The organism is Clostridium pacaense, assembly GCF_020709765.2.
Classification (GTDB): domain Bacteria; phylum Bacillota; class Clostridia; order Lachnospirales; family Lachnospiraceae; genus Enterocloster; species Enterocloster hominis.
On the sequence record NZ_JAJFEB020000021.1, the window covers coordinates 1 to 13,148 of the forward strand.

Genomic DNA, 13,148 nt, shown 5'->3' on the forward strand with positions numbered 1-13,148 from the left:
CCTCGATAGCTCAGTCGGTAGAGCACGCGGCTGTTAACCGCGCTGTCGTAGGTTCAAGTCCTACTCGGGGAGTTTTTCTATATATATATTTATTTGCAAGGCCCCATGGTCAAGCGGTTAAGACATCGCCCTTTCACGGCGGTAACAGGGGTCCGAATCCCCTTGGGGTCATTTAATATAATATGGCGACGTAGCCAAGTGGTAAGGCACGGGTCTGCAACACCCTCACCACCGGTCCGAATCCGGTCGTCGCCTCTCTGAAAACCTCGAAAAACATTGATTTTTCGAGGTTTTTAAATTTGCATTGAGTCGGCGTTGAAACATTTAGACCCTTGCCTCCAGTCCTTTTTCTTATTCATTTTGCTGATAATATGATTTTTTGATGTATCGTTTAAAACCGTTTAAAAACGGATAAAAGTGTTTCATAAGGTGGAGATAAGGTGGACACTATTTAGCTTGCCAATAAGTCTACCAGATTAAGTTTCCCATCTTCATCCGTATGAAGATAAGTTTTCACCACAACATTATAATCGTCACCCAACAATTCTGCTACAGCTTTTATTTCTTGATGGCTCTTTGTCTGGCGAAGTAGGCGGGTGGCAAATGTATGCCGAAGCGCATGTGTCCCATAATGCGGTAGTCCCTCTTTTGTAAGGATTCGGTCAAGGGTGGTCTGAATATTTCGGGCAGTAGGAAGAAGCCCGTTTTTTGTTGTGATTATTAGATCCTTACGAACCTTATTGGAAGCATAATGGCTAAGCATTAACTGAAGGCAGTCATCAGCTTCTTTATTTAGGGGAACCGTTCTTATGCTCCGTGGATACTTTGGGGCAGTCAGAACACGCTTTGTTTTTGTTGCGGCATTTTTATCACGATTTTTCACGGTGCTGACTGTTTCTGAAATGTGATAAGCATGCCTGTCTCCCAAATCTCTTATACCGGCGGTAGATATTGCAAGCAATTCTCCTTCCCGGAAGCCTGTATTGAGTCCAAAAACTAATAATGGACCGTAACGATAAGCCAAGGAACCATCAGGCTTTCTCTCCAACGCAGTTTTGATGAAAATAGGCAGATACTCATCTGGAATAATCTCAATTTCTTTTGTCTTCACTTCCAAAACAGATTCATCCGGCAGTTCAACAATTGATAACGGATCAAAATTTTTTGGCAAGTCCTTCATCTCCAGACCAAAACCAATCATTGCCTGTAAAAAAAGATATGCTTTCCGTATTGTGGATAAACTGTATTTGCATGCAAGGCTGTCAATAAAAGCTTGAATCTGCAGACCATCCAGATTACACATTAATATTTTGGCAAGTTCACTCCCTTCTATCTGATTTTGAAATGTTCTTTCAAGACGATCTAGGCTTGTATTTTTAAATTTACCACGTTTGTTTTGCTGTTCTTTATAGTAAAGGAATTTTTCGCCATACTGTTTAACAGTAAGCTTTCTGGTACAGGCTTCACCAGTTTGGACAAGAAGCTTATATTTATCCATTCTGGCTTTGACCTCACTTTTGACATCACCAGTAAATTCTTTGCCTTGATATCTGGCAACCCATTTCCCTTTACTATTTTTAAAGATAGTTCCATCGCCTTTGCTGCGCCTTGTTTTGGTCTTTTGTTCATTTGGCATTTCCTGCTCTCCTTTCGGAATAAGAAATCACCTTATAGGAAAGCTGCCAACCATTGTGACTCCATTATAGTATATAGGTATATGGTTGACAACTTCAAAAATAAAGTTCCTTTCCAACATTTTTCTTCAAAAATTCTTGTATGGCTTTGGGAGAGGTAAAATAGTCCCTTCCTACTTTGGTAACAGGAAGCAGTTTGCTCTGTAACATTTCTCTGGTTTTTGTTTTTCCGATTCCAAGCATTTCGGAGATTTCTGCTATACTGTATTTCTTAAAATCATCATATTCAAAGGGGGCAATTTTGTTTTTTGCTATGGGAATCACCTCAATTCCTAAAAACATATTAATAGAATACTCGCATACCTTCCCACATCGCTTCCTACGCCCTTCCCGGCCGCGTAGAGGCTGTACAGTGTACATTCAATCCCAGGGTACCAAGTTCGGTACCCTGTCCTAAAAGGCCAGGATATCCACAGGTATCCGGGGAACCCATATTCATGTGGGTGTATGCTATTAAATTGCCAAGGAACGATTATATTGCCGTTTCAGACCCTGCTGAAGAAGCAATCTGAAAATCAAGTAAAGGGAAGTTGCAATAAACTTGAAAAAATTTGTAAAAACTATATTTAGATATTTGCGTTGACAATCCACAATATATTGTGATAGGATAAAACCGTAATTGATTTTTGTGCATTCCCTATGAGGAAATATGCGGGCGCATATGATGTGTGAAATGGAATTTCACACGGCACACGTTGTTTAAGTTGGAATGAAGTGTCAGGAAATACCATCAGTTCAGATGGCATTTTTTTGGCACTTTTTTTAGTTGCTGGAAGTGGATAAACTGCTTCCTCTGAAAAATTTTTGTGGATTCACCCACACGTTGTTAGGAAAGATAAGTCGAAATGGACATCTTTCCTTTTTTTATTGCCAGAAAACCCGTCAGGGTTCCCGCAGAGTGCGGCTGGATAGAAATACCGGTAATTCCGGAAAAAGAAAGGTGGAATGAATAATGGATGAAGCAAGAGTGTATGCAGACAGTTTTCAGACAGTGTTTGCAAAGCAGGAAGAATTTCTGGACTTCCTGAAAAGGATGGGAAGGAATTCTTTCTGGGACAGGAAAAAGTCAAAGGAACTGCGCCTGGTGGCATTTGATAAAGACAGCCAGGTAGCAGAGAACCTGCGGCAGCAATATGCTGAGGACGGGCTGGATCCGGAAATCCTGGATGATACCCTGGAAAATACCGGACTGCTTTTAAAAGTTAAAAAGCAGTATTACCCGGTAAGGGACTGTGCGGTTAAGACAATCCTTGACCGCGCGGGAATCTCAGGCCCGGCGCTCAGAAAGCTGGACAGAACAGTATATGCCAGGATTTTGAACGACTGCCTAAGAGTGGCGCGGGGAGATGCCTTACTGCGTTTTTCCCAGGGGAAAGTTTCGGCCGTGCTGGGCGGTGACAGCCATGACTATGCGATATTGGATATGGAGCAGATATTTATGTGTTCTGTTGAGTATCTGCAGAAGACGTTTAAGGGCTGCAGATACATTGGTGGTTTTTACGAACATTCCATGGCATCTGCTGTCTGGGAACTGGACGGAGAGGACGGATTTTTAAAGGCTTATAAAGACGAACTCCTTATGAATGGAGTAAACCCGCAGGACATGGATTTAAAGCCGGTAATCCGCGTTGCAACTTCAAATACGGGGGACAGCGGTGCCAATATTTATCCTATGCTGTTTACAGGACCAGGTAGTAAAACAATACCGCTAGGGAATCCGTTGCGGTTAAAGCATAAGGGCGGAGCAACCATCCAGAAATTTGAAGAACAGCTGGGAATGATCTATGGGAAATATCAGTTTGCCATTGGCAATCTGACAAAACTTCTGTCGGTAGAGATTAAGAATCCCGCTAACTGTATGATCGGGGTTATGAAAAAGATTAATATCCCTCAGAAATACGGGATGGAGGCGGTTGAGCTTTTTAAAGCCCAATATGGAGAAGATCCATGCAGCGCCCACAATCTGTACTATGGGATATCAGAGGTCCTTTTCATGCTGGAGGTCAATGGCGAGGAAGGACGTTTGGTGCAGGAAGCGGAATTCTACTATGAAAAGGGCGCATTTTATTCGGCCCGTTTTTATGAATATGAGTGTGGCGCTGCAAAAGCTCTGGCCGGTTTACTGGTCCAGGAGGAAACAACCCTGGTAAATATTGATTTCCTGATAGCAGAAGCCCAAAGAGAATTAGGAATCAATCTCTCTGGGAAACAGATGGAAGGGGTAAAGAAAGCCTTTGCCTCTATGGTCAGCATCATCACCGGAGGCCCGGGAACAGGCAAGACTACGGTAGAGCAGATCATTCTGTACATCCGGGAGAAACTGGGCCTGGAAATGGTGCTGTTAGTAGCTCCTACGGGGCGGGCAAGCAGACGTATGGCTGAATGTACCGGATTTACAGGTGCCAGCACGATGCACAGTGCCTTGGGCCTGACTAATGAGGAATTGGATAAAGAACGGGAAGAAATGCGGAGGCACAGCTGATTCTGTCAGATGAGTTCTCGATGGTGGATATGAGGCTGGGCTATGAATTTTTCAGCCATATCAAAAAAGGAACCCGTCTGATTCTGATTGGCGATATAAACCAGCTCCCGAGTGTCGGTCCTGGAAATGTATTCCGGGAACTTATCCAGTGCGGTGTCATTCCCGTCACGGTTCTCGACATGGTATTCAGGCAGAAAGAAAACAGTCGGATTGCGTTAAATGCATACCGGATGCTGAAAAATGATGTGGCGCTGGAATATGGTGCAGATTTTGTGTTTATTCCGGTAAAAAGCGCAGCGGAAGCAGCAGATACGATTGAAAAACTTTATCTTGATGCTGTAACACGGCTGGATACAGACCAGGTACAGGTACTGACTCCATACCGAAAAAAAGGCGATGCCAGTGTAAATGCCCTGAATGAACGGCTGTGGAACCTTGTTAATCCACCAGCTGTTGATAAACGGGAAATAAAGTCAGGCAGCCAAGTATTCCGGGTTGGTGACAAGATCATCCATAACAAGAATAAAAATGGAATCAGCAATGGAGATACCGGGTTCATCTCGGACATCTATCTGGATGAAGATGGTGTAGAGCTTGCCAGGCTTGATTTTTCAGATGGGCGCTCAGTGGAGTATACCAGTGATGAACTGGAAATGGTTGAACACGCTTATGCCATAACTGTACATAAAAGCCAGGGAAGTGAATATCCGGTTATCATCCTTCCGTGGATCCCCATGTTCTATAAGATGCTGCGGAGGAACATTCTATACACGGCAATCACCCGGGCAAAAGCTCAGGTTTTCCTTGTTGGGGATAAACGGGCCATTTACAGGGCAATCCATAACACGGAAAGTGATAAGCGTAATACCATGCTGGGTGAACGGATTATCCGGGAATACAACATGCTTTTGGAGGATAGGAATGAAAACAATCCGATAAAAGCAAATCAAATTGAAGATTACGAGCAGCTGGCAATTAACTTCTAAACTGCCACAACAGTCAGGGCGCAGGCCGCAGATATCCTCTGGGCCTGTTGCCTTGAAACGGCTGTGTGGTGTGGAAAGGAATCAATATGTTTATTCAGGAGGATGATTTAAAACTCAATAGCTGGCAGTTCAGCCAGAGAAAATATCTGCCTTGGGACATGAAAATGAGGCTTACGGCAGTCAGAATCCGGGAATGGTATGACAACTGGGGAGGACAGGTTTATTTAAGCTACTCCGGTGGCTTAGACAGCACGGTCCTATTGGATTTTATACGCAAAGAATTAGGCGACTCAGTGCCGGCCGTGTTTTGCAATACAGGCTTAGAATTCCCAGAGATTGTAAGGTTTGCCAGAGGCGCCAGGGGAGAGTTCGTAGAAATTGCCCCCCGGGATCGGAGCGGCAACAGAGTTACCTATCAACAGGTTATCTCGACCTATGGTTATCCGCTGATCAGCAAGGAAACAGGGGAAAAAGTTTATAAACTGCGTCATGGTAATCTGTCAGAACGTTACAAGAGGTACCTCTTGAACGGTGATGAAAGGGGTAAGTTCGGAAAGCTTGCAGACAAATGGAAGTTCCTGGTGTCAGCACCTTTTGAAACCTCAAGTAAATGCTGTGAGATTATGAAAAAGAGGCCTTTTCACCGTTTTGTTAGGAGACGGGAAGGGTCCCGTATATTGCCACAACACAGGATGAAGGATTCCGGAGGGCGAATCAATATGCCCATACCGGCTGCAATGTGTATGATGGCAGGACGATTAAGAGCCAGCCAATTGGTTTCTGGACAAGGCAGGATATTCTCCGGTATGTGGTTGAGAATGACCTGGAGATATGTTCGGTATATGGCGATATCCTTCAATGTTCCGATGGGACTTATTATACTACCGGCGAACAACGTACCGACTGTATGTACTGTGCCATGGGGGCGCATTTGGAGGAGGAGCCTAACCGGTTCCAGAGGATGTCCTGGACGCATCCCAGGTGTTATGATTTCTGTATGCGTAACACAAAGGTAATCCGGAGGGCAGGCGGGGAGGAATTATACCAGCCTGCTGTGTCGAAGATCTGGAACTGGGAGATTGAACGGGATATCCAAAAAAAGATAAAAGAGTGTGGAGCTGTAGAGTTTTACCAGGAATATCAGGTGATACACGGCCTTGGAATGGCTCAAGTGCTGGATTATGTGGGTATCCCCTGGACAACCTGGGAAGCACAGGGGCAGATGACTTTTGCGGATTTCCCGGAAGTGCTGCCCAAGACTGCATAAAAATTTTCAAGCAAACGGAATCACAGCGGTACTTAATGATTAGGACTGCTTTCCGTAAAAAGAAAGGAGAAATGAAAAATGAGTGAAATGACAATGAACCAGGACTGTATGTATCAGAATGTGAAAGAAATCCAGGAACTGAACCGGGTAGAAGGATTTGACCCCAGAAAATATATGCGCCAGCTGGCTGGAGATGGCCAGGCTGCAAAGTATTACCTGGATGTGGTTTACCGCAAACTCTGGTTCCGGCTGAAGTATCCCAATGGAAAGATTGTTAAGACCTTAAAGAAATTAACCGACCAGGTAGCCATTGTGGAAGCAAAAGTATACCTTGACCGGAATGATTCGGAAGAAAGCTTTATTTCCAATGCGCTGGCTCAGAAGTATATGACTACGGACGACCAGTTTGGCAATAAATATGTGGAACTGGCGGAAACGGCCGCTGTTGGACGGGCCTTGGCAGATGCCGGTTTTGGCCTGCAGTTTGCCGACCTGGAAGGGGAGACAGATCCGAATATTGTAGACGCTGGCCTGGAACACATGTCAGGAGCGGCAACAGAGGAAAGCCTTCCGGATGGTACCTATATGGAAGAGGCCGGAGAGACGTATACTGCAACCGAGGAGCAGATTCCCGGTCAGTACGACATAAATACCTACATCGACAGTGAGGCACCTCAGCAGACGCCTGCTGGAAATATGGCAGGTGCTGAAATGAATCATATGCCGCAGGCGATGCAGAAGAATGTACCGCAGGCGATGCAGAACAGTGTGCCGCAGGCGATGCAGAACAATATGCCGCCGGCCATGCAGCCGCCGCAGTCAGGAACAGGATCCAGCCCGGTGCAGAACCGACAGACAATGCCACCGGCTCAGGCGCCTGCCCAGGGAAACCAGCCTTCTATCCAGGATACCTTATCCCGGATTCAGAGAAATCTTCCGGTGGAGCAGATTTATAAGATGTTAAACCGGGATATGGCGGCAGCCCTGGTAATCAGCGCCGGCTATTATAAGGATAAGCTTACGCTGGGACAGCTTGCGATTGAAAAGCCGCAGTCTTTAAACTGGTATGTCAATGACTATAAAGGTCCGGATAACCTGCTTAGAGCGGCTGCGCGCTTCCTGCTGGATGCGGCAAAACGTGCAGCATAACAATGCCATTATGGGGGGAAACAGATGAGTGTATTAACAGAAAATATTGATAGCCAGCCATATACCGGGAAGAAAACGGTAAAAGGCCGGCTCAGGCTCTCAGAGAAGCCATCACTGGATTATTCTTTGGTGGAAACCCCAACGTGATTCCGATAGCGGGCGTAACCAGAGGCAAGATTTATGAAGTAGTCTCTGTCGAAGGTTTTGGCGACGGGGAGGATGTCACATTTATAGATGATAACGGAAATCTGCAGTGCCTTGGTGATTTTTTCTTTGAAGAAGTAAGCTGATATCATTTTTTTGCTGGCTGTCCGGTCTTATCCGGATAGCCAGTATTAAGGAGAGGAGGCAGCAGAGATGTATGACGACCTGCCCTTTACAATGCGAGATGTGGTTGAACTGCTTCACGTAAAACCAGCCTGTAAAAAAAGGATGGAACCTGGGATTGCGACTGCCTCTTTTGCGGCGCAAAAGAGAAGATGAACATCAATTTTGATAAAAACGTATTTGGATGTTTTGTCTGTGGGGAAGGCGGAGGCATACTTGACTTCTATGGACATTTATTCCATGTGGACCGTGGAACAGCCTGCAAAGAAATCAAGGCCGCGCTTGGAAAGGGTAAGACGGATAAGAAATATGCGCCTCCTAAAAAAGAGCCTGAACTGCCAACACCGCCTCCGGTTGAGCAATCGGAAAGGACTTCCACAGAGAATATTGATCAAACCTTCACTATGCTGCTTCAAATGCTGCCATTAACGGCAACACATGAGCAGAAGCTGCTGGAAAGAGGTTTTACAAAGGAGCAGATTATAAAGAACGGTTATAAAAGTACACCTGCTTTTGGCCTGAAAAAAATGGCGGAAAAATTAATAAAAGCCGGATGCACCGTGCAGGGGGTACCAGGTTTCTACCTGGATGAAGATGGAAAGTGGACGATGAACTTCCATACAAAAAATTCTGGATTTCTGGTACCGGTCCGCAATATTGATGGACTGATTACTGGTATGCAGATTCGCGCCGACCGGCCATATAAGGACAGAAAGTATATCTGGCTCTCCAGTTCCAATTATTACATGGGGGTGACTTCAGGTAGCCCGGTCCATTTTGTAGGAAACGAGGGCGAGGAGACAGTCTTTGTAACGGAAGGGCCATTAAAAGCAGATCTTTCCCATGCTTTGTCCGGGAGAACATTTGTCGCTGTGGCCGGTGTTAATCTGTATAATAATCTGCCGCCTGTTATCGGGCGGCTGAAAAAAAGCGGAACCAATCTGTTTTATGAGGCTTATGATATGGACAAACTCATAAAATTAACCTGTCTCAGGGACTGCCAGGAGAAATGTGAGGTGTGTGAACTAAAGGAAAGTGGATACAAGACCGCATTATGCCCGAAAAAGAGCATCAAGAGGAGGAACATTCAGAATGGCTGCAAGAATCTTTACCGCATCTGCCGGGAAATAAAAGCCGATTGCAAGTCGCTTACCTGGGATCAGGATGAAGAAGGAGAATGGAAAGGAAATATAAAAGGTGTAGATGATTATCTCTGCGCATTAAGGCAGGAATAACAGGCCTCCATCTTATGAATTTCACATTTTGCAGTTGTTGCTATTGTTTTGAGATAGGACTTATATTAAAATGCATCTATGGAACAGATTACAAATGATAGATAAACTAAAAAGGTGATCTTATGCGCAATAGAGATAATGACAAGAGGAGGGTTCCTATCTCTGGCAATAGCCAGGCTGTTTTTCCGTATGGTAAATATGGTTTCCCGTGTGAACTTTATAATGATGATATAGATGAGTTTGATAATTGCATGGTGGAATGGCACTGGCAGCTGGAATTAGAATTCTCTGTTATTCAAAAAGGCTCCGTTGATTTATTTGTTCAAAACAATATTATCACGGTCCATGAGAATGAAGGCTACATTATATTCCCCAATAAACTGCATAAGGTTCAAAAAGATGGGGAAAACAATGGGATATATAGGACGATGATTGTCAGCCCTCAGCTGATATACGGCGATAACAAATCAATTTTGTTTCATAAATACTATTTGTCCGTTATTGATACAGTGACAAATGGCTTTATTATTTTTAATAATGGTATGTCCCGCAGTAATAATATATTGAGGGAGCTGGATGCTGCAATCAAATTAATGGCGGAGCCTTCCCCCAAATATGAATTAGAGATATATAAGCATTTTATCAATATCTGGGAGGATATTTATGACAGCGTACAGGATACTCTCTGCTGTAATTCAATGATTTCCGAAAAGGATGAGGAACTTACCAAGAAGATTCTGCTGTTTATCCATACGAATTATTCAAATGAGATCTCTTTAAATGATATAGCCAGGAGCGGTAATATAAGCAAGTCCGAATGCAGCAGACTTTTTCAGCGTGCTCTTTCCTGCACTCCATTTGATTATCTTATAAATTATAGAATTTCAAAAAGCCAGGAATATCTGGGTAATGAAAAGTATTCGATTACGGATATTGCTGGATTAGTTGGTTTTAATAGTGTGAATTACTACACAACTGTATTCAGAAAGCACCTGGGATATACTCCGAGCCAATACAAAAAACTGTTAAAACAATCGTTTACAAAATCATAAATAGTCATAAGAAAACGCTGACATTTTTAGTCTGCCAGCGTTTTCTTTTTTATAGTTTAGGTTCGTCACAAAATTGAATGGTATCAGATACTTTACCTTCAGTCTCAAATATGATCACAGTGTTTGCGCCGCGTTTTAATAAGGGAGCCGGGACATACAGCGTTTTTTGAGGACCCACTTCCCAGAAACGGCCGATATTGAAATGATTCACAAGGACAATACCTTTTCCCCAGCCGCTAATATCAAGAAACGTATCTGCAGGATCATCAATTTCAAATTGGAACTCATAAAAGCCGGGCAGGCCCTCCCCCGCCGGAAGCGAGAAATCAACTTTCGTCAAGTCTTCCATGGGTAAAGTATAGATGGTCCACCCGTAATGGATACAGCCATTCAGCTGTACTGGCCCATCAATTCCCTTTCTCTGCTCCTCCATGATTGGTGTGAAATTCACACGCCCCATGTTTTCCACTAAAATATCCAGCTTACCGGCAGCACATGTAACAGGTTCCAATTCATGTTCGCAAAGGAGCTCTCTGTCATAAAGCGTCAGTACCGGCCTTTCATTCAGGAAAATATTCGCCCTGTCATTTGCTTTCCAGAGCCGTATTTTTTCCAGGCAGTTTAATTCAGTCAGGCTGCTTTCATAGAGGATATATCCATATCCCTGATTCAGCTTTTCCATACAGACAGGATATGGAGTTTCCACAGGGACAGCCAGATTCGTAAGGTTATGGAACAGGTCCGCTGTTCTGGTGACTTCAAACTTCCCATATGCTTTTCTTTCTATGGTGCTGCCGGGGCTAACCTTTGGAAGCACTGTGTACTTACCGATAACTTTTTGAAATGCGCGGTATTTATCTGTTATCTGGCCATCCTCTGTCAGCAGTGCATCATAGTCATAGGAGGTGACGTCCGGTTCCAATTTTCCATAATAATTAGCTCCATTCATGAAGCCAAAATTTGTACCGCCTTCAAACATGTATATGTTTACGTGTCCTTCTGAAAGGAGTTCATCCAGGTCTTTTACATGTTCCTCCAGGTCACCGACATGATGTTCCCCGCCCCAGTAATCGAACCAGCCTACCCAGAATTCCATGCACATCAAAGGTTTATTCCCAATCTTTTTTCTCATGATGTCAAATTGTGCTTTTCCTTTAGAACCGAAATTTCCGGTCTGAAGGGCGCCCTCAACTTTTCCATATTTAAAAGATTCATCCCAGGGTCCGTCAGAAGTGACAAGAGGAACTTCACAGCCGTATTCTACCATTAAGTTTTTCAGAAATTCCATATAGGCGCCATCATCCCCATAATAGCCGTATTCGTTCTCTACCTGCATGAAGATTACCGGGCCGCCTTTTGTGACCTGCAGCGGCGATATAATTTCAAACAGGACCTTGTAATACTCGCGTATATGCTCAATATAAGGTTCATACATGCACCGCAGCTTCATGCCGTCTTCCTTTAAAAGCCAGTAGGGAAGTCCCCCGAACTCCCATTCCGCACAGATATAGGGAGAAGGTCTGAGAATCACCATAAGCTCAAGCTCCTGTGCCATTCTTACATATTTGGCGATATCCAGGATTCCGCTGAAATCGAATGATCCTTTATGCTTTTCATGCAGGTTCCAAGGGATATAGGTTTCTACTGTGTTGCAGCCAAGGGCCTTCAGCTTCTCCAGACGGTCACGCCAATACTCCGGTAAAATACGGAAATAGTGCATGCCTCCTGAAATGATTTTAATCCGTTTTCCATCCAAATAAAAATCATCCGTGATTTCAAACTTATTCATAATCCAATCCTTCTTTCATTTAGATTTACTTCTATTATTTCAAACAGCACCTTTAGCGATATTTTTCTTGATTATAACAATCCGCACACAAAATTGCCTTTAAATTATTTTCCAGATATTAAACTATATTCTCAATATGGATGCAGTGTAATCGTAAACTTCAAAATCTGTTTTTGCGCAGATTTGTTGTCTTTTGCGCATTGCAAACGTATAGATAAGAAAAGTAAAGGAGATGTATGATTATGTATGAGGAAAGAACCATTGGAATTGATCATGGGAACCGAAATATGAAGACAGAGAACCTTATTTTTACTTCTGGCCTGCAGGTCAGTGAGAAGCAGCCGCCATTTGGTGATTACATGATATACCGGGATCATTACTATGCGTTAACGGAACAGCGGATTCCTTATCAGAAGGATAAGACGCTGGATGAACGCTTCTTTCATCTTACCCTGTTTTCCATTGTTAAGGAGCTGGATTGGGAGAAAGGGATTCTGCAGAACCAGATTGTGCGTGTCAATCTGCCGGTAGGGCTTCCGCCTAAGCATTATGGCAGCCTTTACCAGAAGTTTGAGCAGTATCTGTACCGGGACGAGATTCAGGAGGTCATTTACCATGGACAGAGCTACTCCATCTGCATCAGCGATGTCATGGCATTTCCCCAGGACTACGCTGCCGCCATGACAATTTACGGAAAGCTGAAGGAGTTCGTAAAGGTCGTTGTGATTGATTTAGGTGGGTTCACGCTGGATTATCTGCTGATGCGGAGCGGACAGCCTGATTTGGGCGTATGTGATTCCCTGGATAATGGCGTCATTAAGTTATATAACAGCGTTTCCTCCAGAATCAGTTCGGAATATGATATCCTCCTGGACGAAACAGATATGGACCAGCTGATTCAGGACAAGCCGACGGATTACCCGCAAGAGGTTATCCTGACCGTTCAGGAAATGGCCAGACTGTTCACAGAAGATTTCCTGGGAAGCCTCAGAGAACGTGGAATCGATTTGAGATCCGGCGGCGTAGTCTTTGTAGGTGGTGGGGCGATTCTTTTAGAGAAATATATCCGGGAATCCGGAAAAGTAGGAAACTGCATTTTCATTCCGGATCTGCAGGCCAATGCGAAAGGATACCGGATACTCTACCAGCTGCAGAAAGGCAGGTAGC

Annotated in this window: 12 protein-coding genes and 3 tRNA genes; 12 read left to right on the plus strand and 3 right to left on the minus strand. The window is 44.1% G+C overall.

Going from position 1 to position 13,148, the window contains the following annotated elements; genetic code table 11:
* From LK536_RS53090 to LK536_RS53100, 3 genes are all read left to right on the plus strand, one after another.
* A tRNA-Asn gene (locus LK536_RS53090) sits at nucleotides 1-72 on the plus strand.
* A 27-nt stretch (nucleotides 73-99) separates the two neighbouring features.
* A tRNA-Glu gene (locus tag LK536_RS53095) sits at nucleotides 100-171 on the plus strand.
* 13 nt (nucleotides 172-184) lie between these two features.
* Nucleotides 185-255 (plus strand) — tRNA-Cys (locus LK536_RS53100).
* A 196-nt stretch (nucleotides 256-451) separates the two neighbouring features.
* Here the strand turns inward: LK536_RS53100 and LK536_RS53105 are convergent.
* Nucleotides 452-1,636 (minus strand): tyrosine-type recombinase/integrase, encoded by a 1,185-nt coding sequence (locus LK536_RS53105; RefSeq protein ID WP_227797017.1) that lies wholly within the window; start codon nucleotides 1,634-1,636, stop codon nucleotides 452-454.
* A 94-nt stretch (nucleotides 1,637-1,730) separates the two neighbouring features.
* Entirely contained in the window at nucleotides 1,731-1,976 is a 246-nt protein-coding gene (locus LK536_RS53110) for a helix-turn-helix domain-containing protein (RefSeq protein ID WP_227797016.1), read from the minus strand.
* Between the two features lie 670 nt (nucleotides 1,977-2,646).
* On the opposite strand from LK536_RS53110, the gene LK536_RS53115 reads away from it, so the two are divergent.
* The 8 genes from LK536_RS53115 (at nucleotide 2,647) to LK536_RS53150 (ending at nucleotide 10,192) form a co-directional block, all read left to right on the plus strand.
* A complete protein-coding gene (locus LK536_RS53115) occupies nucleotides 2,647-4,176 on the plus strand; it encodes an AAA family ATPase (RefSeq protein WP_268886875.1) in 1,530 nt (509 codons plus the stop codon).
* Between the two features lie 20 nt (nucleotides 4,177-4,196).
* A complete protein-coding gene (locus LK536_RS53120) occupies nucleotides 4,197-5,162 on the plus strand; it encodes an ATP-dependent DNA helicase (protein WP_268886874.1) in 966 nt (321 codons plus the stop codon).
* Nucleotides 5,163-5,248: 86 nt separating this feature from the next.
* The gene (locus tag LK536_RS53125) at nucleotides 5,249-6,178 is read left to right on the plus strand and encodes a phosphoadenosine phosphosulfate reductase domain-containing protein (RefSeq protein ID WP_227797015.1); all 930 of its coding nucleotides are present in this window, start codon (nucleotides 5,249-5,251) and stop codon (nucleotides 6,176-6,178) included.
* Nucleotides 6,160-6,429, plus strand: coding sequence for a hypothetical protein (locus LK536_RS53130; protein ID WP_227797014.1), 270 nt, complete (start codon nucleotides 6,160-6,162; stop codon nucleotides 6,427-6,429). Before LK536_RS53125 ends, LK536_RS53130 begins: the two co-directional genes overlap by 19 nt.
* A 78-nt stretch (nucleotides 6,430-6,507) precedes the next feature.
* Complete coding sequence (locus LK536_RS53135) at nucleotides 6,508-7,578, plus strand: hypothetical protein (protein WP_227797013.1); 1,071 nt, start codon at nucleotides 6,508-6,510, stop codon at nucleotides 7,576-7,578.
* Nucleotides 7,579-7,602: 24 nt separating this feature from the next.
* A complete protein-coding gene (locus tag LK536_RS53140; protein WP_268886873.1) occupies nucleotides 7,603-7,725 on the plus strand; it encodes a hypothetical protein in 123 nt (40 codons plus the stop codon).
* A gap of 332 nt (nucleotides 7,726-8,057) precedes the next feature.
* The gene (locus LK536_RS53145) at nucleotides 8,058-9,140 is read left to right on the plus strand and encodes a hypothetical protein (protein ID WP_506092231.1); all 1,083 of its coding nucleotides are present in this window, start codon (nucleotides 8,058-8,060) and stop codon (nucleotides 9,138-9,140) included.
* Nucleotides 9,141-9,262: 122 nt separating this feature from the next.
* On the plus strand, nucleotides 9,263-10,192 hold the full coding sequence (locus tag LK536_RS53150) for an AraC family transcriptional regulator (RefSeq protein WP_227797011.1): 930 nt from the start codon (nucleotides 9,263-9,265) through the stop codon (nucleotides 10,190-10,192).
* Nucleotides 10,193-10,241: 49 nt separating this feature from the next.
* Here the strand turns inward: LK536_RS53150 and LK536_RS53155 are convergent, their stop codons facing one another.
* Nucleotides 10,242-11,981, minus strand: coding sequence for a glycoside hydrolase family 35 protein (locus tag LK536_RS53155; protein WP_227797010.1), 1,740 nt, complete (start codon nucleotides 11,979-11,981; stop codon nucleotides 10,242-10,244).
* A gap of 242 nt (nucleotides 11,982-12,223) precedes the next feature.
* On the opposite strand from LK536_RS53155, the gene LK536_RS53160 reads away from it, so the two are divergent.
* A complete protein-coding gene (locus tag LK536_RS53160; RefSeq protein ID WP_227797009.1) occupies nucleotides 12,224-13,147 on the plus strand; it encodes a ParM/StbA family protein in 924 nt (307 codons plus the stop codon).
* The last annotated feature ends 1 nt before the right edge of the window (nucleotide 13,148 follow it).